15 protein-coding genes are annotated in these 21,438 nt (G+C 34.1%); 11 read left to right on the plus strand and 4 right to left on the minus strand.

The genetic code is table 11. The features are described 5' to 3' along the window. Positions 1-83 precede the first annotated feature (83 nt). From K8V80_RS05895 to K8V80_RS05910, 4 genes are read right to left on the minus strand one after another with little or no spacing between them, the layout of a single operon-like run. Positions 84-830: a shikimate dehydrogenase family protein gene (locus K8V80_RS05895; RefSeq protein ID WP_276776056.1), complete on the minus strand. Its 747-nt coding sequence runs from the start codon at positions 828-830 to the stop codon at positions 84-86. Between the two features lie 31 nt (positions 831-861). After that, entirely contained in the window at positions 862-1,605 is a 744-nt protein-coding gene (gene ubiE / locus K8V80_RS05900; protein ID WP_276776057.1) for a bifunctional demethylmenaquinone methyltransferase/2-methoxy-6-polyprenyl-1,4-benzoquinol methylase UbiE, read from the minus strand. Further along, positions 1,602-2,555, minus strand: a complete 954-nt coding sequence (locus tag K8V80_RS05905) for a phosphoribosylaminoimidazolesuccinocarboxamide synthase (RefSeq protein WP_276776058.1) — start codon at positions 2,553-2,555, stop codon at positions 1,602-1,604. Before K8V80_RS05905 ends, ubiE begins: the two co-directional genes overlap by 4 nt. Positions 2,556-2,600: 45 nt before the next feature. Next, entirely contained in the window at positions 2,601-3,593 is a 993-nt protein-coding gene (locus K8V80_RS05910; RefSeq protein WP_006744138.1) for a PhoH family protein, read from the minus strand. A 196-nt stretch (positions 3,594-3,789) separates the two neighbouring features. On the opposite strand from K8V80_RS05910, the gene K8V80_RS05915 reads away from it, so the two are divergent. The 11 genes from K8V80_RS05915 (at position 3,790) to K8V80_RS05965 (ending at position 21,101) form a co-directional block, all read left to right on the plus strand. Continuing rightward, positions 3,790-5,574, plus strand: coding sequence for a right-handed parallel beta-helix repeat-containing protein (locus K8V80_RS05915; protein ID WP_276776061.1), 1,785 nt, complete (start codon positions 3,790-3,792; stop codon positions 5,572-5,574). A gap of 251 nt (positions 5,575-5,825) precedes the next feature. Continuing rightward, positions 5,826-7,454, plus strand: a complete 1,629-nt coding sequence (locus tag K8V80_RS05920) for a tetratricopeptide repeat protein (RefSeq protein WP_006744140.1) — start codon at positions 5,826-5,828, stop codon at positions 7,452-7,454. Positions 7,455-7,773: 319 nt separating this feature from the next. After that, positions 7,774-10,857, plus strand: coding sequence for a SusC/RagA family TonB-linked outer membrane protein (locus K8V80_RS05925; RefSeq protein ID WP_276776093.1), 3,084 nt, complete (start codon positions 7,774-7,776; stop codon positions 10,855-10,857). An 18-nt stretch (positions 10,858-10,875) separates the two neighbouring features. Then, positions 10,876-12,387 carry a RagB/SusD family nutrient uptake outer membrane protein gene (locus K8V80_RS05930; protein ID WP_276776063.1) on the plus strand — a complete coding sequence of 504 codons (1,512 nt, stop codon included), beginning with the start codon at positions 10,876-10,878 and terminating at the stop codon, positions 12,385-12,387. A 127-nt stretch (positions 12,388-12,514) separates the two neighbouring features. Continuing rightward, positions 12,515-15,685: a glycoside hydrolase family 2 TIM barrel-domain containing protein gene (locus K8V80_RS05935; protein ID WP_276776064.1), complete on the plus strand. Its 3,171-nt coding sequence runs from the start codon at positions 12,515-12,517 to the stop codon at positions 15,683-15,685. A 13-nt stretch (positions 15,686-15,698) separates the two neighbouring features. Further along, entirely contained in the window at positions 15,699-17,609 is a 1,911-nt protein-coding gene (locus K8V80_RS05940) for an MGH1-like glycoside hydrolase domain-containing protein (RefSeq protein WP_276776066.1), read from the plus strand. A gap of 139 nt (positions 17,610-17,748) precedes the next feature. Further along, positions 17,749-18,507 (plus strand): tRNA pseudouridine(38-40) synthase TruA, encoded by a 759-nt coding sequence (gene truA / locus K8V80_RS05945; RefSeq protein WP_040310112.1) that lies wholly within the window; start codon positions 17,749-17,751, stop codon positions 18,505-18,507. Positions 18,508-18,537: 30 nt separating this feature from the next. Beyond that, the gene (locus K8V80_RS05950) at positions 18,538-19,437 is read left to right on the plus strand and encodes a DMT family transporter (RefSeq protein WP_276776070.1); all 900 of its coding nucleotides are present in this window, start codon (positions 18,538-18,540) and stop codon (positions 19,435-19,437) included. Positions 19,438-19,442: 5 nt separating this feature from the next. Beyond that, a complete protein-coding gene (locus tag K8V80_RS05955) occupies positions 19,443-20,069 on the plus strand; it encodes a DUF3256 family protein (RefSeq protein WP_276776072.1) in 627 nt (208 codons plus the stop codon). Between the two features lie 148 nt (positions 20,070-20,217). Then, positions 20,218-20,499 carry a LysO family transporter gene (locus K8V80_RS05960; protein WP_006744148.1) on the plus strand — a complete coding sequence of 94 codons (282 nt, stop codon included), beginning with the start codon at positions 20,218-20,220 and terminating at the stop codon, positions 20,497-20,499. Next, positions 20,499-21,101 carry a lysine exporter LysO family protein gene (locus tag K8V80_RS05965; protein WP_006744149.1) on the plus strand — a complete coding sequence of 201 codons (603 nt, stop codon included), beginning with the start codon at positions 20,499-20,501 and terminating at the stop codon, positions 21,099-21,101. The genes K8V80_RS05960 and K8V80_RS05965 overlap by 1 nt, the downstream gene beginning before the upstream one ends. Positions 21,102-21,438: the final 337 nt, after the last annotated feature.

A 21,438-nucleotide genomic window follows, 5' to 3' on the forward strand; every position in this document is an offset into this window, starting at 1 on the left:
TAACATATAAAAACCTGCCGCTAGGCATATCATAAGAATAGCTATGCAAGGCATAGCTATATATTTGAAGATCTTTTTTCTACTCATAGTTCATTCCAAATTTCCCAAGCTTTTATAGCTTGTAGGTGTAACATATCAAGACCATTTTTAGTTATTGCACCTCGATTTATGCCTTCTTTGAGAAAAGAAGTAATTTCAGGGTTGTATACTAAGTCATACAAAAGATGACTCTCGTTTATCAAATGATAAGGAATTTGCGGCTTTTCTTTTGTTTTAGGATGCATTCCCAATGGGGTGCAATTAACAATAATCTGGTATTCATTTAGCAGCAGTGCATTTACTTCTTCATAAGTAATACTCTTTTCTTTCTTATTCCTAGAAACCGATAAGGTTTTAATGCCCATTTTCTGTAAGCCATAGTGTACTGCTTTAGATGCCCCACCTGTTCCTAGTACGAGTGCTTTTTGATGATGAGGCTTTAATAAGGGTCTGATAGATTCTTCGAACCCAAAAACATCAGAGTTATATCCTATTAAAGATTTTTCTCCATGATTGTTTTTTACAACTCTTACTACATTTACAGCACCTATTGCTTTAGCTTCATCACTTATACCACTTAGGAATGGAATTATTATTTCTTTGTAGGGTATGGTAACATTAAACCCTTGTAGCGAGGAGTGAGTTTTAAGTATAGCTGTGAGATCCTCAATAGTAGGAATTTCAAAATTGAGATACTGAGCATCAATACCTTCATTTTGAAATTTACTACTGAAAAAGTTTTGAGAAAAAGAATGTCCTAAAGGGTATCCTATTAGGCCGAATGTCTGCATAATATAAAATAGATTATTGAAGAATTTGAAATTAAGCTATTTTTGTTGCAGTATACATAGTACACACGCCAAAAGTAAGTCTTTCAAATTTTACTTCACTATATCCTATCCCTTGTAAGATACTTTGCATTACTTCTCCTTGAGGAAAAGCTTTAATCGTATTTGGAAGATAGTGGTATGCTCTCTTATCACTCGTTAGGGCTTGTCCAAAAAGAGGAATAATAGATTGAGAGTAAAATCGGAATAATTGCTTCATGGGAGCTTTATCTGGTGTGGTCAATTCTAAAATAACCAAATGTCCACCCGGTTTTAGAACTCTGTACATCTCTGATAATCCTTGTTCAAGACTCTCAAAGTTACGGATACCAAATGCAGCTGTTATAGCATCAAATTTATTGTCTTCATACGTTAGGTTGAGACAATCTTCTTTTTCAAATACAATAAAGGGGTCGAATCCAGCTTTTTTGACTTTAACACGACCTACGTTCATCATACCATCAGAAATGTCTACGCCTGTTAATCTTTGTGGCTTTATTTTGCGATAAGCTAACATGGCAAAGTCTCCTGTACCTGTAGCTACATCCATAATCGTTTCAGGATTATATTGTTTAAGCCATTTAATTGCCTTGCGGCGCCATATCTTATCTATACTAAAAGACAAGATATGGTTAAGTTTGTCATAAGCAGGAGCAATATTATCAAACATTTGCTCAACTTGTTCTGCTTTTTTACCTTTTGTACTGTATGGTTTTATTGATTCTTGTGCGTATTTCATCTCTGATAAGTAGCCAAAAAAGCTTTTACATTTTTTTCTATACGTTCATTTAAATGTTCACTATTCGCTTTTTCAAAAGGTTTACCTACAATATGTTCGTATAACTCGATATATCTTTCGGAAACAGAGTTTACATATTCTTCAGTCATTTCTGGAACTTGTTGTCCTGGTTCTCCCATGAAATTATGCTCGATTAACCATTGACGAACGAATTCTTTTGAAAGTTGTTTTTGTGGTAATCCTTTTTCGAAGTTTTCTTTATAACCTTCAGCGTAGAAGTAGCGGGATGAGTCGGGAGTGTGAATTTCATCTATCAGATAGATTTTTCCATCCTTTTTTCCAAACTCATATTTTGTGTCAACTAAAATTAGTCCTTTTTCTTCAGCCATTTTAGAACCTCTTTCAAATAGTGCATATGTATATTTTTCAAGTTGTTCATAATCTTCTTTGCTTACTAATCCTTGTGCTATAATTTCTTCTTTAGAGATGTTTTCATCATGACCTTCATCTGCTTTAGTAGTAGGGGTAATAATAGGTGTAGGGAATTTTTGATTTTCCTTCATTCCTTCTGGAAGCTGTACGCCACATAGAGTGCGAGCTCCTTTTTTATATTCTCTCCATGCACTACCTGTTAAGTAGGCTCTAATAATCATTTCAACTCTGAAACCTTCACAAAGAAGTCCAACAGTTACCATAGGATCTGGAGTTGCTATGAGCCAGTTGGGAACAATGTGTGCAGTTGCATTTAAAAACTGTGCTGCAATTTGATTTAGAACTTGTCCTTTAAAAGGGATTCCTTTTGGAAGAACTACGTCAAAGGCCGAAATTCGGTCTGTGGCAACCATTACCAATAAATCATCATTAATGTTATAAACATCACGTACTTTTCCATGATAAACATTTTTTTGACCAGGGAAATTGAAGTTTGTTTTTACCAATGCTTTGCTCATTGTTCTAAGGTTTAAAATCGTTTTTTTATAAAGTGAATATTTATTTTAGTGAGAGTCATCCTCACTATTACGTTTTCTTCTGTCTTTACGTTCTTCTTCTATTTTTTTATCGAAGGTGTCGTATGCTTCTACTATCCTCTCAACTAGTTTATGTCTAACAATATCTTTCTTAGTAAGTTCAACTATGCTTATACCTTTGACATCCCTTAAAATGCGAAGAGCTTGAACCAACCCTGAAGTTTGTGAGCGAGGAAGGTCTATCTGAGTCATATCACCCGTAATAATCATTTTTGTGTTCATACCCATACGAGTTAGAAACATTTTGATTTGCTGTGTAGTAGTATTTTGTGCTTCATCTAAAATCACTACTGCATCATTTAAAGTACGACCACGCATAAAAGCTAAAGGTGCTATTTGGATAATACTTAATTCCATATACTCCTTAAGCTTGGCTGCAGGAATCATATCCTGAAGAGCATCGTATAAGGGTTGTAGATAAGGATCTATTTTTTCCTTCATGTCACCAGGTAGAAATCCTAGTTTTTCACCAGCTTCTACAGCAGGTCTACTTAAAATTATCTTTTTAATTTCTTTATTTTTCAACGCTCTAACTGCTAAGGCTATGGCTACATAAGTTTTACCCGAACCAGCTGGTCCTATAGCAAATACCATATCATTCTTAATGAATCCTTTAACTAGCTTTTCTTGGTTAGCACTTCTAGGAGAGATTGGTTTTCCGGTAACACTATATACAATTACTTCATCTGCTTTTTTACCGATGGGTTTATTGCCTTTTACAATATCTATAATAGTTTCTTCATCAATGATATTGTAGGTAGAACAGTATTTTTCGATTGCAATTACGGCTTCTTCAAAGGCACACATTTCTTCTTCATCGCCCAAAACCTTAAGGACATTTCCACGAGCAACTAGGCGTATTTTAGGGAATAGTGATTTTAAAAGTTGGATATTACTATTATTTACACCGTAAAAGAGTACGGGATCAACTTCTTCTAGAACGATTATCTTTTCTATCATTTATTGATTTAAAATATTATGTACCTTAAGCTGCAAATTTAGTCAAAAGGTTTGGATACTTCATGTTATATAGCATATAATTATTCCTAATAGTTTGTAATTATGAGATTTAACTATACTAGATAAATTCATAAAAAGGAATACTTGAAAATTATTTTATTTTCATCGCTTCCTATTTCATATCTTTGTGGACATTATGAAAAAAACGAAATTACTACTTTTTGCAATTGTGTCATTACTTAGTCTTACTTCTTACGGTAAACACAAGATTTTCAACTTAGAAGATTATGGTATTGTTCCTAACACTAAGGAAAATATAACATTAAAGTTGAATAGTACTTTAGAAGAAATAAAAAAAGATCTTACTGAAAAGGATAGGGTTACTCTACAGTTTGCACCAGGTTCTTATCATTTTTATCCTGAAGAATCGCTATCAAAGACCTATTATATATCCAATCACGATCAAGATAATCCTAAAAAAGTAGGCTTAGCTCTTGAGCATTGGCATAATCTGACGGTTGATGGAGGGGGAGCTAATTTCATTTTTCATGGAACCATGTTACCTATTTCTCTTTTATATTCAGAAAACTGTAAGCTTAAAAACTTTACACTTGATTTTGAGAACCCACATATAGCACAAGTCATAATAGAATCTAACAAAGGAGAGGAAGGCATTGTCTTTAGACCATCTAAAGAGGTGTCGTGTCGAATAGCCGATAATGGAAAGTTAGAAACCTATGGAGATGATTGGGTTATGCAACCTTTTACTGGCATTGCATTTGATCCTATAACAAGGCATATCTTATATAATACAAGTGATCTTTATATGGATACCTCTGATATAACCGATTTGGAAGATGGTTCTTTTTATGCACCGAAGTGGATTGATAAAAGATTGGTTGATGGAACAGTAGTAGCAATGCGTACTTGGTATCGTCCTACCCCTGGCTTGTTTTTATCTCACAATATAAATACTCAGCTGGTAAATATAAAAGTTCATTATGCGCAAGGTATGGGATTATTAGCTCAGATGTGTGAAAATATTACACTAGATGAGTTTTCCGTTTGCTTAAAAGGGGATCATGATTCTCGCTATTTTACAACCCAAGCTGATGCTACTCACTTTTCAAGTTGTAAAGGGAAAATTATTTCTAAGAACGGACTTTATGAGGGGATGATGGATGATGCTATTAATATTCATGGAACCTACTTAAAGGTTGTTAAGCGAGTGGATGACCATACACTGATTGCGAAATATATGCACCCACAAGCCTGGGGTTTTGAGTGGGGAAGAGTATTGGATAAAGTACAGTTTGTCCGATCTGAAACTATGGAATTAGTAGGAGAAGAAAATAGTATAACTTCTATTACTGCTTATGATCAAGATGAGATAGAGGGCGCTAAAGAATTTATGATTCGTTTCAAAAACAGTATTAATAAACAGATTCATGAGGGAGAGGGTTATGGTATTGAGAATCTAACATGGACCCCTCAAGTGATTTTTTCTCAAAATACGATCCGTAATAATAGAGCCCGCGGAGCTTTGTTTAGTACTCCTCAGAAGACAATCGTAGAAAATAATCTATTTGATCACACTTCAGGCACGGCTATTTTGCTTTGTGGAGATTGTAATGGATGGTATGAAACAGGAGCTTGTCGTGAAGTAATTATTAGAAAGAACCATTTTATTAATGCACTCACTAATATGTTTCAGTTTACGAATGCCATTATTTCTATTTATCCTGAAATTCCAAATTTAGAAAAACAAACTAAATACTTTCATGGGGGAGGTTATGGAGTTATACGGATAGAGGATAATATTTTTGAGACCTTTGATGAACCCTTACTTTATGCAAAATCAGTTGAGGGTTTGGTATTTAAGAATAATCGAGTGATTAAAAATACTGACTTCACACCTTTTCATTGGAATAAGCAAAGGGTTTTCTTGGAAAGAGTTTCCAACGCTGAAATAGAAGATTAATCTATTTTTAAAGTTAAAGACTAAAAATTTATGACACCGACATCGTATCATCTTAACACCGACATGATGATACGATGTCGGTGTCATCGTTCCTTTTTGATTGTGTTTAAAATTGTATAATTTTCTTTTTTATGAGAAGAAGGTTATTCTAATTAGTTGTTCATTTTTTTTATTAAGTTGTAATAACAATAGTAACATCTGTTTAAATGTTCTTATATTTGTTCTGAACCTTTATCTAAAACGACAAATATATGTTAGCTTTTAAAACACGTATGCTATTCGTATCTCTAATGATATGGCTTAGCCCTGCATTCGTTTTGGGAACTCCTATTAATATAGATTCTATTTTAAATGAATCAAATAAGCTTTTGCATGAAAACCCCAAAGAAGCTTTGAGAAAGGCACATTTTATATTGAGTTCCAAAGATTCCATTGACGATAAATTAACTCGAACTAAAGCTCTATTTATATATGCTAGAGCATCTAGTTTTTTGGGAGATTTTGATGTTGCTATTGAGGCTCTTTATGAAGCAGAACGTTTATGTCCTATAGATGAACCTCTTATTTTGGCACAAGTATATATGGAGATTTCTGATCTTTATTGTCGATTAAAAGATTATAGAAAAGCTTTTGAATACAACGATGAAGCTCTAGCTGTATTTAAGGTGCATCAAGATTCTATAAGTATTGCCTCGTGCCATAATAATAGAGGAATAATTCATGCCAATCTAAATGAGTTTCAAACTGCAGAACAGTGTTTTAAAAATGCATTGGCAATTAATAAGAAGTTGGGTAATATAAAAGGAGTAGCTGCAAATCTCAACAATCTCTGTTTGTACAAAGGAGATACAGAGGAGAAATTGGCTATGATTGATGAGTCTATAATTATCAATAAAAATTTAAATGCCAATTGGGGGTTATGTGAGAATTACAATAATAAAGGTAGGCAATTATTTTTTGCAGGGAGATATAAAGAAGCTCTAAAGGTTCTGCTTTATATAAAGGAAGAAATAGCAAAAATTGGGAGTAAAGAGTTAGAGTGTGATAATTATGAGTATTTATCTTGGGTGTATAATGCTATGGGGAACTATAAAGAAGCACATGATGCCTTAGAGAAACTATTTGTATTATCTCAAGAGTTACAGAATGATCAAAAGCTAAGAAGCGTAGAACGCAATATTTCAAATAAAAGATTGACTGAAAGCAAACGAGAAATGGAGTCTAAAGAACAAAAGCTTCAGATTGCGTTATTGAGACGTAATATTGCTATTCTTTTATTTTGTCTCTTATTGCTTACTTTTGTTGCCATTTTTATTCCTCGCTGGTATAAGAAGAGAAAAGATTTAGAGTTAATGACTGCTAACCTAAATTTAGAGAAATTTGAAAGAGAATTGGCCGAATTAAAAGTTCAGCAACAGAAACAAGACCTTAACTCTGCTCATGAGCATCTAGAGCGTGTTAATAAAGAGGCAACTACTTTTGCTATGTTTATTAAGAGTAGAAATGAATTGTTGTCTTCGATTCAACAGATGGTGAAAGATGGGTATAAATTAAGTGGAGATAAGGTGAGGAATCATTTAAAGCAGATTAATATTTATATTCAGCAATCTCTGGCAGGAGATCAGACAGATAGTATGCTTATGGAAAGCATTGAAGACAGAAATATCGAATATCTGAATCGACTCCTAAAGAAACATCCCGATCTAACCCCTGGTGACAAAAAACTAGCTTTACTTTTAAGAGTAGATTTATCAACAAAAGATATTGCTTTGCTTTTAGGCTCTAATCCCAAGAGTGTCAATATGAGTAGGTATCGTTTGAGAAAATCCTTGAACTTAGACAATGGAGACAACTTGATCGATTATTTGCAATCTATTTAATTTAACGATTAAATTTGAATTTTATTTAAAAAGAATCGTAGGAAAATGCTTTAATCCAATAAACTATAAATCATCATCTTTGTATATATGTGTATAAATATAATATATTGATTATTAGTATTTTGTAATTTTATGTGTAGATAAAAAATAGCCTTTTATTGTTACGCTGTAGATATTTTACAACAAGATTGGGAGCTAAATGTTCTTGCTTTGTATTTATTTAGTTGCTAATAAAATTACTTTTATTAACCTTTAAGCACATATTATGAATAACAAAATGCTATTGAATAGTAACATAAGGTGGCTATTTCTTTGTGTTATGATTTTGATTCCTAGTGCACTGTTTGCACAAAATTTAAAATTGACAGGTACAATAGTAGATGATGGTGGCATTCCGATTATCGGGGCTAGTGTCTTAGAAAAAGGTACAACAAATGGTACAATCTCAGATGTGGATGGTCAGTTCACATTAGATGTAGGAGCGCAATCAACTCTTGTGGTTTCCTACATTGGTTATAAAACTCAAGAAATTTTAGTAAAAGGGAAGTCCAATATTAATATTACTCTAAAGGAGGATGCATTAATGTTAGATGAAACTATCGTTATTGGTTATGGTTCGATAAAGAAAAGTGATATGACTGGAGCTATTTCATCGGTAAATGTAGATGAGCTGGCTAGTCGTGCTACTGTTAATCCAGGCGAAGCACTTCAAGGAAAAATTGCAGGTGTTAATATCCAAAAGGGAAATGGACTTGCAGGTTCTGGTGTTAGTATAAAAATTCGTGGTGTTAAGACTTTTGGCAGTAACGAGCCACTGTGTATTATTGATGGCTTTCCAGGCGATTTGAATAGTGTAAATCCTCAAGATATTGAATCTATGGAGGTGTTAAAAGATGGTGCAGCATCTGCTATTTACGGATCAGTGGCTGCCAATGGTGTTATTATTGTTACCACAAAAAATGGTAAAAAAGGAGATGTAAAGATTGATTTTAGTACATTCTTAAGCGTAAAGAAGGTAGCCAAACAACTAAAAATGCTTAATGCATCGGAATATAAATCAATGCACAAGCAAATGTATGAAAATTGGAATGCATATGCCATTGCTGCAGGTAAAGACAATGAAGTAGTGGATTTTCCAACATATATTAATAAAGAATCTGATGTAGATACTGACTGGCAAGGTGCTATGCAACGCACTGGGATCCTTCAAAACTATATGGTTAGCGTAAGAGGAGGATCTGATCTAGCTCAATACTCTATATCTTATAATCGTGCAGATGAAAAAGGAATTTATCTAGGTAATAATTTTCGTCAAGATAATGCACGAGCAAAATTAAGATTAAGCAAATATATTTTTGATGTTGATGCTAATGTAGCTTTTAAAGTTACTGACTTTAAAAATCCTCAATATTCTTTGAAGGAGATGTATATGATTTCTCCATTAGTTCCTATTTACGATGAATCTCGCGAATATGGGTATGGACTAACCGATTTTGATCAACTTCCTAATAATCGTAACGTAATGGCCGATCACCATTATAAAGATGCATGGTCTAAAGCTTATCATACGACAGCTAATGTAGGATTAACTATAAATATTACAGATTGGCTAAACTTTAAAACAAGTTATGCTTACAGAGGCGAACATTCGAGAAGTGGTACTCATACCCCTCCTTATGTTTCAGATACTCGTTCTCCTGTGAAATACCCTTCTAGTAGTTCAAGTACTGCATATTGGGACGAACAAATATTCGATAATGTATTGAATTTTAATAAAGATTTTGGTCGTCATAGCATCAATGCAATGCTGGGTAGTTCGATAACAACAGAAAAATACAGATGGGAAGGAGTTAGTGTAGAGGGTAAAAAAACGGTATATAAGGTTCTTGAAGGAGAGTTAAACTCAAGTGATGAACCATCGGGATTCCTCGATCCTAGTTTCCCTACAATTGATGCTGGTGCAGGTGGGACTTTCTCTGGAGAAGGTAGTTTTTGGAAATACAATAGAGCTTCGTTCTTTGGTAGAATCAACTACAACTATGCTGATCGCTACTTAGCACAAATAACCATGCGTTATGATGGTTCTTCTAAATTTGGTTCGGATGAACGTTGGGGTTCATTCCCTTCAGTTGCTTTGGGCTGGAGAATTTCTGAAGAAGCATTCTTTCCAAAAGATATTGCTTTGAATAATTTAAAATTAAGATTCAGCTGGGGACGTTTAGGTAATGAAAATGCTCTTGGTAAATATGACTTCTTAGCATTAATTTCCTCTTCAAACTGGTTAGGTTTAGGTTATGTAAAGGGTAATGGTGCAAACCCATGGCCAGCAAGTATTGCCACTGGTCTTGAAAATAGATCCTTAAAATGGGAAACAACCGATACAAAAAATATTGGTGTAGACTTTGGCTTTTTTAATAATAAGCTAAGTGGTGCCTTGAACTATTATCAGAATAATACAAAAGACTTATTGATAACAAAGGTATTACCTCCATCGGCAGGCTTAAATAGCCCTATTCTAAATGTAGGGGAGATAGAAAATAATGGATTTGAGTTCGAGTTAAATTGGAACGATAACATAGGCGACTTCAATTATAATGTAGGCTTTAATATGTTTACCACTCGTAACCGAGTAACTTCACTAGCAGATAAAGGTCAGGTTCTTTATGGAGAAGGTTTGAAGTATGGAGAAGAACATTTCCCTACTCAAACGAAAGTGGGTAAACCTATTGGTGCATTTTATCTTTATGAAGCCAATGGCATTTTCAAATCTAAGAAAGAAGTGGATGCTTATGTGAATGCGGATGGTAAAAAAATACAATCCAAAGCTGCTCCTGGTGATATTCGTTTTAGAGATGTAAATGGAGATGGTACGATTAATGAAGATGATAAAGTGTATGCTGGTTCAGGGATACCTAAAGTAGAAGCTAATCTAAACTTAGGTGGTTCTTATAAAGGCTTCGATTTTTCTGTCGTTTTAGGAAGTGCATTTGGTCATAAGATTTACAATGCCAATAAATACTTTTATGAAGGAATGAATTCGAGTTCTAACTTTTTACGTTCTTCATTAAATGCTTGGACTCCAGAGAATCCAAATACAAGTGTGCCTAGAGCTATCTTTCAAGATCCAAATGGTAACTTAAAAGAATCAACAAGGTTTTTAGAGAAAGGTGATTTTCTACGCTTACGTCAGCTACAGTTTGGATATACTCTACCAAAGGCTTTAACGATGAAAGCTTATATTGAACATCTGAGATTCTATGTGAGTGGGGAAAATCTATTTACAATTACGGGCTATGATGGTATTGATCCTGAATTCTCTAGAGGCGTATTGAATACAGGTATAGATAGACATATCTATCCATTTACGCGTTCATTTACTGTTGGAGCTCAACTATCATTTTAATTCTAAATTTTAATACTCATGAAAAAGATTATATATATATGTGCTTTTATTTTGACTGGAGCACTTGCATCATGTAATGATTTCTTGGAGCAATCTTCCCCAGATAAATTAACTTCTGATTCTTTTTGGAGAAATAAGGAAGATGCGGAAGCAGGGATATCTGCAGTATATTCTCAGTTAGAATATGCTATTGATACATACGGGTTTGCTGAGGTAAAATGGCCAGTAGAAGCTTATCGAGAAGATATTGTAAAGTTGGGTAGTGATGCAATGAATTATCCAAACTGGGTGGAATTATCTACTTTTACTTATACTAATGGTAATTCTCAGTTTAGTAGTTATTGGTCTAATAATTACAGAGGGGTTAGTTATGCTAATCAAGTGCTAGAAAAAGTAGTCACTATTCCAGAGGGAAATATTGATGAAAATTACCGTAAACAAGTTTTGAATGAGGCTCATTTCTTAAGAGCTTACTATAATTTAAAACTTATTTTAAATTGGGAACAAATTATCATTCGTGATAAGTATATCACTTCTCAGGCAGATATGAATAAAGCAATATCTCCTCGTATTGATTCCTGGAACTTCATCGTAGAAGATTTGAAAAAAGCAACTGAATTGCCAGAGAAATATGATGCTGATAACGTAGGTAGAGCAACAAGGGGTGCAGCTTATGCATATTTGGGACTTACATATCTGACAAGAGCGTATGAAGAGGCTGATCAAAAGGAAGATTATCTAAACAAAGCTGTTGAGGCTTTTAATAATGTGAAAGGATATGAATTAGTTGCTGATTTTCAAAGTATGTTCAAAGGAGAAAAGAAGAATTGTCCAGAATCTATTTTTGAACTGCAATTTTCTATGAATGATGCAAGTGGTGCTTTCTACAAAAATGCACTACATAATTGGATTGCTTGCTCAGAGTTAGGTGGTTGGGATGAAATAATTCCAAGTGATATTCTGATGACTACATTTAAGTCTGAAGGAAAAATAGCAAAAGATGGATTGTATGACAAGCGTTTGTACCATTCAATCTATTTTGATGATGAATACTTTAATGATGGTTCAGGGAAAATATTTGGATCTGATTATCAGGAATTATTTAAGGATAATAGGGGTAAGAGTGCTTTTCATAAATTCCTTCCTCCAACTTTAGAGCAAATGGAAGATTGGGCATCTGCTATTAATATTCCTTTAATGCGCTATGCTAATGTTTTATTAATGAAAGCTGAGGCTTTGAATGAACTAGGAAAAACAGCAGAAGCTATTTCTTTGATTAATCAAGTTCGTGATGTTCATGGAAATATGCCTGCAATGAAAGGTTCATCCAAAGAAGATGTTAAAAAACAGATTGAACATGAGAGAATTGTTGAATTCCCTCTTGAGAACTGGCGTTGGTATGATTTACGTCGTTGGGGTAAGTTGGAGCAAGCGATGAAAGATGCTGGTAGAACTAGTTTTGAATTATCAAAACATGCTTTTTATCCAATACCTTTAAGTGAAATTAATGCAAATGATTTAGTCAATTAATTACTATACTATTATATCTCAGGAGATGGGAATAGATTATTCAAAATCTCATCTCCTGATTTTTTTATTGTGGCTGTTTGATTTAATCTATCTCTTGTTATGGAGTTAGTTTTAAAAAGAATATAATATGAAGAATACGTTTTTTCCTTTACTTTTTTTATTAGGTGCAGTACTCTCTTTGGCAAAAGCCTCAGCGCAAGATAATGTACCTTGGCAAAATGCAGAAATTAATGAAATAAATAGAGAGCCTATGCGAGCTCACTTCACTCCCTATTTAACAGAAAAATTGGGAATGGAGCAGTTTAGTAAGCCTATTCTAGAGCGATTGAAAGTGAATTCCGCAGTAGAAAGAAGGATTAGCTTGAATGGAACTTGGCAATTTAAATATGCAAAGAATCCAGCTGAAGCTCCATCTGAGTTTTGGAAGGAGAGTTTTGATACTTCTAATTGGGATCCTATTCAGGTTCCTGGTAGTTGGGAATTACAAGGTTTTGATGCTCCAATCTATACAGATGTGAGTTATCCTTTCCCTCCAAATCCTCCCTATGTTCCTACAGATTATAATCCAGTAGGATCTTATGTTCACGAGTTTTCTATCCCTTCTGATTGGAACGATATGGATGTTTTTATCGATTTTGAAGGAGTAGAGAGTGCTTATTATGTTTGGGTAAATGGACAAGAAGTGGGTTATAGTGAAGATAGCCGTTTACCTGCTCATTTTGATATTACTAAGTATTTGAAGTCTGGAAAAAACAAACTAGCTGTTAAGGTCTTTCGTTATAGTGATGGCTCTTATCTAGAGGATCAAGATTATTGGAAATACAGCGGTATTGAACGGAATGTATATGTGTATGCTCGTCCTCAAACAAGAGTAAATGATTTTCATTTACTAGCTGAGTTAACCAATGAATATGTTGATGGAGATTTTAAATTAGCAGTAGATTTAGATAATCCAAAGACTGGTTATACACTTGATGTAAAAGTCTTAGAGGATAATGATCCTATTTTCAATAGAACAATAAATATTACGGCTGATAAGCAATATAGAATAGATGAGGTCTTTCCACAAATTAAGAGTTGGAATGCTGAAACTCCCAATTTATACACGTTGGTACTAACTCTTAAAGATGAAAGGGGAAGTGATATGGAATCTATTATCCATCCTTTTGGCTTTAGAAAAGTAGAAATGCGTAATGGACAGATTTTAGTTAACAACACTCCTATACTATTTAAAGGTGTAAACAGACACGAACATGATCCTCAGAATGGGCGTACTATTACCGTGGAGAGCATGGTAAAAGATATTGAGATCATGAAGCATTTTAATTTAAATGCTGTGCGTTGTAGTCATTATCCTAATAATCCAGAATGGTATGCCTTATGTGATTATTACGGATTATATCTAATTGATGAAGCTAATATTGAAAGCCATGGTATGATGCATCATAAAGATTATACATTGGCAAATTATCCAGATTGGGCAAATGCTTTTCAGCAGAGAATGGAAAGAATGGTACGCAGAGATAGAAACTTTACATCTATTGTCACATGGTCTTTAGGTAATGAATCTGGATATGGTAAACATTTTGAGACTATTTATCATTGGACTAAAGAATTCGACTCTTCACGCCCTGTTCAATATGAAGGGGGAGGCTTTGAAGGTTTGTCTGATATTTATTGCCCAATGTACGGACGTATATGGCTATTAAGGCAGTTTGTAAATCAGCGTCAACCTCGTCCTATGATTCTTTGTGAATATGCACATGCTATGGGGAATAGTGTGGGGAACTTGAAAGATTACTGGGATGTGATTTACCAATATGATCAGTTACAAGGTGGTTTTATTTGGGACTGGGTTGATCAAGCCATTGAGCATAAAGATGAAAAAGGAAATAAAATTTGGGCTTATGGTGGAGATCTTGGTTTCGTAGGTGTTCCTAATGATTCCAACTTCTGTGCTAACGGCTTGATAGCTGCTGATAGGACTGTCAATCCTCATACCTGGGAAGTAAAAAAAGTGTATCAATATGTCCATTTTGAACCAGCTTCTTTCATTGATCAAGGAGTGAAAATTACGAATAGGCATGATTTTATTGATTTATCAAAATATGACTTTACTTGGACAGTAGAAAGTGATGGTCAAGTTGTTGAAGAAGGACAACTGAGCTTACCACAAATACTACCTTGGAATAGCTATGAAATATCTGTTCCGTATTCAAAGTCAAAATTTGAACCTACTAAAGAGTATTTCTTGAAGATAGAAGCTCACACCAATGTGGATGAAAAATTAGTGAAGAAAAATCATTTAGCCGCTTACGAGCAATGGTTATTGCCCAATGAGGCAGTAGCTAAAAGAGTAGTTCAATCTACTTCAGGAAAAATGAAACTGAAAACTAAGAAAGGATTAGTAACTTATTCGGGAAACAATTTTTTAGTCATATTTAATTCTGAATCGGGTGAATTAGTAGATTATCAAGTGCATTCCAAATCAATGATCAAAGAGGGCTTACGTCCAAATTTCTGGAGAGCATTAACAGATAATGATGTTGCAAATGGTACAACTAGCCGTTGTGGTATTTGGAAAACAATTTGGGATGATATGTCTTTAACTAAATTTGAAACGCTTCTTGATAAAGAGGGTAAGCTAGGAACTGTATTAGCCTCTTATAATCATAAAGATGCGATGCTTCAAGTAGAGATGAGATACGCTATTCGTCCTGAAGGAATTATTCAAGTTTCTATGAATTTTACTCCTGGTGTAAAACCTCTTCCAGAAGTACCTCGCCTAGGAATGAAGATGATACTTCCTGCTGAATATGATCAAATGACATGGTTGGGTAGAGGTCCCCATGAAAACTATGCAGACCGTAAAACATCCGCTATGGTTGGGGAATACACCTCAACTGTATGGGATCAATTCCACCCTTATATTCGCCCTCAAGAAACAGCAAATAAGTCGGATGTTCGTTGGGTGGCCCTTCAAAATAAGGCTAAAGAAGGTTTGCTCTTTATTGGCGAAACTCCATTAAGTGTTAGTGCATGGAATTTTACACAAGAAGATATAGGTTATATACCTTTTAATATCGAGCGAAAACATGGTGGTAGTATTATGAAAAGAGACTTTGTTTGGTTAAATATAGATTATAAGCAAATGGGTGTTGGTGGAGATAATACCTGGGGTGCTCAAGTTCATCCAGAATACACTATTACACCCGAAAAACAATCTTATTCATTTACAATCCTACCTTTGACTGGTAAAGAAAGTATCGTAGATGAATCTCATAAAGTCTGGTTCTAGAAAATCTCAAATTATGAAGAAATTTAAATATATATGCATTTTAACTCTACTTGCAGGATTTATTTCCTGCAAGTCAGATGAGAAGGTCCAAACGAGCCATAATACGCGAGAGCATTTAAATCAAATAATTGATATTTCTTATACACCCTCGGAGAGTTCTAGATGTATTGGATGGTTTGTAGACCAAGGATCTTGGATGGGGTTTACTCCTGCACAGAAAGATAACTGGGTAAATGGAGTTTGTGGCCCTTATAGCTTAGATAGTAGATTATGGCTTGCCAAATCTGCTGTAACAATTGAAGCAAAAGCACAACCTTCATTCCAAGCTGACTCTGTAAACTACTATCCTGGAGGATTATTTATTCAAGGTAGTAATGGAAAAGCAGTAGTTAGTCAAAGACTGGTTTTTGCTGATGCTACAACTGCTATATTACATATAAAAACAGATGGTAAAAGTACTCCCGAATTAATACTAAAAGGCGATGGGTGGATGCCTGGCTCTACCTTTAGTAAAGACAGAGACAAAGTGATTGTAAATCATCCTAACGGAGAAATTACTACCCTCTGCTTTAACCCTGAAATTAAACTAGAAGTAGAAAGTGATAATTATAAAGCAATCACTGATAAACAATCTTTTTATGTTGCTATTTCTTACTTTGTTAACCATAAAGAGAAATTAGCGGGTATCCAAAAGGCTCAAATTCACTTAGAAGATGCAGAGTTGGTTTTCGCAGATAATATAAAGCGTTGGAATAAATATCTAGATACCATTCTTCGTGATGATATGCCTGACAAATATGATCGAGTAGCTGCCAAATCTTTAGTTACTCTGATATCTAATTGGAAAGTAAGTAGAGGTGGATTACTGCATGAAGGTATGGTTCCTAGTCATGCTGTAGGGTATTTTATGGGATACTGGGCTTGGGATACTTGGAAGTTTGCAGTTCCATTGGCAAAGGTGACGCCTGAGTTAGCCAAAAATATGATTCGTTCTATGTTTGATTATCAGCTTGAAGATGGTATGATTATCGATTGTATCTATGCAGATAGTTCTGAAAACAATGCAAGAGATAGTAAACCTCCATTAGCTGGTTGGGCTATAGCAGAAGTATTCAAACAAACGAATGATACAGCTTTTCTTAAAGAAATGTACCCACAACTTCTTTCTTATCATCAGTGGTGGTATGAGAAAAGAGATCATGATAAAAACGGAATCTGTGAATTTGGTTCAACTGATGGCACTGTTGAGGCTGCTGCATGGGAAAGTGGAATGGACAATGCTATTCGTTTTGATAACTCCAAGATGGTACAAAATGGTCCTGATGCATGGAGCTTTGATCAAGAAAGTGTTGATTTGAATGCTTATTTAGCCTATGAGTATAGACTGTTAAAAGAATTTGCTAGCATTCTGAATGTTCCATTTGTAGAAAAAGATTATGCAGCCGAAGTGGCTCAATATTTCTTTGACGATGATACAGGCTTCTATTACGATAGAAAGTTATCCGATAAAAGCTTTATTAAAGAACAAGGTAGCGAAGCATATATCCCTTTTTGGACATCGATTGCTACAAAAGATCAAATGAATAGGGCTATGGTTCACTTGACAGATACAACTAAGTTTTCAACTTATATACCATTCCCTACGATTGCTGCGGATAATCCGAAGTATATGTCAAGAGGATATTGGAGAGGTCCTATTTGGTTAGATCAAACTTCTTTTGCAATTAAGGGGTTGCGTAATTATGGTTATAATGATTTAGCTGATAAATATACTGAACAAGTATTTGAACGATTAAATGGATTGATTGGTGATCAGCCTATTCATGAAAATTACGATAGTCATACTGGGGAACGCTTGAAAGCTCCACACTTTAGTTGGAGTTCTTCGCACTTGCTTTTGCTGTATGAAGAATATGGAAAATAATTAAATTAATATAAGGAGAGAATGATTAGTTCTCTCTTTATATTTAAAAGGAATAAGAAGAAAGAAAAATAGAGATCTAAAGAGAACAAGAAAATGTCTTTGAAAAACAATACCTTTGTATTTCAAAAGTAAAATAAGAATGGAAGTACATAGATATTTTATTTATCTATCATACGATGGTAGTAATTATCATGGTTGGCAGATTCAGCCCAATGGAAGCAGTGTCCAAGAGTGTTTGATGGATGCGTTGAAAATGTTTTTAAGAAAAGAGATAGAGGTTGTCGGTGCTGGTAGGACAGATGCTGGTGTTCATGCCAAACAAATGATTGCACATTTTGATTTTGAGCGAAAACTAGATGTCGATAAAGTTTGTGATAAACTTAATAGAATTCTTCCACACGACATAGCCATCCATAAAGTAATAGAAGTCAATAAAGAAGCACATGCTCGATTTGATGCTACGGCTCGTACTTATCAATATTATATAACTACTAGAAAAGATCCCTTTCGTAGAAATTACGCTTATCGCCTTTATCAATCTTTGGATATCTTAAAGATGAACGAAGCTGCTCAAATTCTTTTTGAATTTGAGGATTTTACGAGTTTTAGCAAACTGCATAGTGATACGAGAACAAATCTATGTACTATTATGCAGGCTGAATGGACTGAAGTTGATGAGCACACCCTCGTTTTTACAATACAAGCAAATCGCTTTTTGAGAAATATGGTAAGAGCCATTGTGGGAACACTCATAGAAGTGGGAAGGGGTAAAATATCTTTAGAAGAGTTTAGAAAGATTATTGAAGAACAAGATAGAGGATTGGCAGGAGCATCTGTTCCAGGTCAAGCATTATTCTTAATTGCTGTAGAGTACCCAGAATCAATATTTAATTTATAAATCCGTTTCATTCTAAAATAATATAAATAGATGTGGTTATTATTAGCCTTCTTTTCTGCTGCATTTCTTGGGTTTTATGATGTTTTTAAGAAAATGTCTTTAAAAGAGAATGCCGTTCTTCCCGTTCTTTTCTTAAATACCGTATTCTGTGGGTTGATTTTTTTACCCTTTATTCTGATTTCTTATGGTAGTCCTGAACTTTTGCAAGATACGTTATTCTACGTGCCTTCAGTAGGTCTGAAAAGTCATGGATTAATCTTTCTAAAATCTATAATTGTTCTTACTTCCTGGGTTTTTGGATACTATGGCATAAAGCATTTACCTATTACAATTGTAGGCCCTATAAATGCCACAAGACCAGTAATGGTCCTTGTGGGAGCTATGCTAATCTTTGGTGAGCGTTTAAATTTATATCAATGGATAGGGGTGCTTCTAGCTATATCCTCTTTGTATATGTTGAGCCGTTCGGGAAAGAAAGAGGGAATTAACTTTGTGCATAATAAGTGGATCTTTTTTGTTGCTATGGCTGCAATAGCAGGTGCGGCAAGTGGATTGTACGATAGATACTTATTAAGAATCGTTGAGCCAATGGTGGTGCAATCTTGGTTTAATATTTATCAGATTTTTATAATGGGTTCCATACTTTTATTTATATGGTTTCCACGGCGTAAAGAAAATACTCCATTTAAATGGAGATGGACAATATTATTTATATCTCTATTTTTATCGGTAGCTGATTTTGCTTATTTTTATGCTTTGAGTTTTGAAGACTCTATGATCTCTATAGTATCTATGGTTCGAAGGGGTAGTGTGATAGTGTCCTTCTTATTTGGTGCTTTAGTTTTTAAAGAGAGAAACTTGAAAAGTAAAGCTATTGATTTAGCTTTTGTTTTAATAGGTATGATATTCCTGTATTGGGGAACAAAATAATGAATATGAAAAAAATAAGTTTACTACTATTTATACTTTGTTGTGGACAGTGGGGTATGGCCCAAAATATAAGGTCTCTTTTTTTAGATATGCCCGAAACTTTTACTCCTTTGCTTACTTCTGTAAATAAAGCAGATTTTATAGATTTTCTAGATAGTAAGATGAAAGCAAAGATTATGAATAAGTTTAATAAGACTTCAGAAATGAAAATCTTATCTGACTCTTATATCCTTATTCAAATGAGTGAAAACACAACTTGGCAGATGAAAGTTTTACCTACTTCAAATTCCTTTGTTATTGCTATTATTAAGACAGTTAAAGGTCCTGCTGCCGATAGTTCCATCTCTTTTTATTCTAGTGATTGGAAAGAACTATCTGTTTCAAGCTTTTATGAACAGCCTTCTATTGCTTCTTTTTTGAAGGATGAGAAAGCTTCTTTTAAACTAAATAACGATTTACAAGCATTAGATATGTCGTTGATTCGCCTAGATTTCAATACAGATAATAATGAACTAATAGCTTCATTATCAACTATCGATTATCTGAATAAAGAGACACGTGAAAAAGTTGAACCCTACTTTAATAAAGAACTTGTTTTATCATGGGAGGGTGGTAAGTATTTGATGAAGTAATTCATTTCCTTTGTTTTATTGTTATCTCTAAAATCAGCAGATGTGTTAATTATGGATTAACATAAATCATGTTTTTTAACTATAAAACTTCTTCAACTGTTCTCTGTTAGGCTAAAACTGACTATCTTTGCATAAAAACTGCAAGAATATGTCTAAATTTTCTGTAATTGGCTTTATGGCTTTAGGTGTCTTGATGGGATATCTATTTAGGAATACCAAAATTACTTGGATTCAAAAAGTCATTACTTTTTTTATATGGTTACTCCTCTTTTTACTTGGTGTAGATGCAGGTAGTGATGATGATGTAATACAAAGCTTTCCTTTTATAGGGATGGATGCATTGATTATAACTGCTGCAGCCGTATTGGGTAGTGTCATTTGTGCTAAGTTATTGTGGAACTATTTGAAAAAATCTAAAAGAGAAGAGTAATGCTAGGAAGTTTAATTATTGTAGGATTCTTTGTCCTAGGAGTTATATTGGCTTATTTTGGCTTCATTCCAGAGTTTTTAGCAGGTAGCCATTTTAGTTTTTATGCCTTATGTGCACTCATGTTTTGTGTAGGATTTAGTATTGGAAATGATACAAAGACATTAAGAAGTTTTAGGAATCTCAATCCTCGTTTATTGCTATTACCTATAATGACTATCGTGGGGACACTTGTAGGTACTTTTTTAATCAGTTTTGTATTGCCACATCGTTCCCCTTCTGATTGTATGGCTGTTGGCTCGGGATTTGCTTATTACTCGTTATCTAGTATTATTATATCAGATACCAAAGGGGCAGAACTGGGAGTAATCGCTTTGATGTCTAATATCATAAGAGAGCTTTCTGCTTTATTACTAGCACCATTATTTGTGAAATATTTCGGAAAACTAGCACCTATATCTGTAGGTGGAGCTACATCGATGGATACCACATTACCTATTATTACGAAGTATTCAGGAAATGAGTTTATTGTTACTTCAATATTCCATGGTATGGTGGTAGATTTTAGTGTGATCTTCTTAGTTACATTATTCTGTTCTTTCTAACAAATAAATAAAATATAATATTCAAGCGATCTTATTTTAGGTCGCTTTTTTTATGCCTTAGCTAGGAGTGTTGTTTCATATAAACAGCTTGTCAGTTTATGAGTTGAAATTCTTATAGTTGTATAAAAACGATCTATTTTATCTGCTGAAAGAATCTCTTAGCTAACTTGAGTCGAATAGAAGGTCTTTGTTTCTTTATCACGTTTTATTGTGCGAGTATTATGTTATTATTCTAACACCGATAAGATAGTGCTTTGACACCGACATGTCATCATCATGTCGGTGTCATAATAATTTATGTACTTGTAAACATGTAGATTATAACTTTTGTAAGTGC

The sequence above is a fragment of the Bacteroides coprosuis genome, from assembly GCF_020741705.1.
GTDB classification, from domain to species: domain Bacteria; phylum Bacteroidota; class Bacteroidia; order Bacteroidales; family Bacteroidaceae; genus Bacteroides_E; species Bacteroides_E coprosuis.

Bases quoted from the DNA above. Each gene is read 5' to 3' on its own strand.
- K8V80_RS05960 (WP_006744148.1), top strand. From the start codon at position 20,218: ATGTCTAAATTTTCTGTAATTGGCTTTATGGCTTTAGGTGTCTTGATG.
- K8V80_RS05940 (WP_276776066.1), top strand. From the start codon at position 15,699: ATGAAGAAATTTAAATATATATGCATTTTAACTCTACTTGCAGGATTT.
- truA (WP_040310112.1), top strand. From the start codon at position 17,749: ATGGAAGTACATAGATATTTTATTTATCTATCATACGATGGTAGTAAT.
- K8V80_RS05935 (WP_276776064.1), top strand. From the start codon at position 12,515: ATGAAGAATACGTTTTTTCCTTTACTTTTTTTATTAGGTGCAGTACTC.
- K8V80_RS05955 (WP_276776072.1), top strand. From the start codon at position 19,443: ATGAAAAAAATAAGTTTACTACTATTTATACTTTGTTGTGGACAGTGG.
- K8V80_RS05920 (WP_006744140.1), top strand. From the start codon at position 5,826: ATGTTAGCTTTTAAAACACGTATGCTATTCGTATCTCTAATGATATGG.
- K8V80_RS05950 (WP_276776070.1), top strand. From the start codon at position 18,538: ATGTGGTTATTATTAGCCTTCTTTTCTGCTGCATTTCTTGGGTTTTAT.
- K8V80_RS05895 (WP_276776056.1), bottom strand. From the start codon at position 830: ATGCAGACATTCGGCCTAATAGGATACCCTTTAGGACATTCTTTTTCT.
- K8V80_RS05905 (WP_276776058.1), bottom strand. From the start codon at position 2,555: ATGAGCAAAGCATTGGTAAAAACAAACTTCAATTTCCCTGGTCAAAAA.
- K8V80_RS05910 (WP_006744138.1), bottom strand. From the start codon at position 3,593: ATGATAGAAAAGATAATCGTTCTAGAAGAAGTTGATCCCGTACTCTTT.
- K8V80_RS05915 (WP_276776061.1), top strand. From the start codon at position 3,790: ATGAAAAAAACGAAATTACTACTTTTTGCAATTGTGTCATTACTTAGT.
- K8V80_RS05965 (WP_006744149.1), top strand. From the start codon at position 20,499: ATGCTAGGAAGTTTAATTATTGTAGGATTCTTTGTCCTAGGAGTTATA.
- ubiE (WP_276776057.1), bottom strand. From the start codon at position 1,605: ATGAAATACGCACAAGAATCAATAAAACCATACAGTACAAAAGGTAAA.
- K8V80_RS05925 (WP_276776093.1), top strand. From the start codon at position 7,774: ATGATTTTGATTCCTAGTGCACTGTTTGCACAAAATTTAAAATTGACA.
- K8V80_RS05930 (WP_276776063.1), top strand. From the start codon at position 10,876: ATGAAAAAGATTATATATATATGTGCTTTTATTTTGACTGGAGCACTT.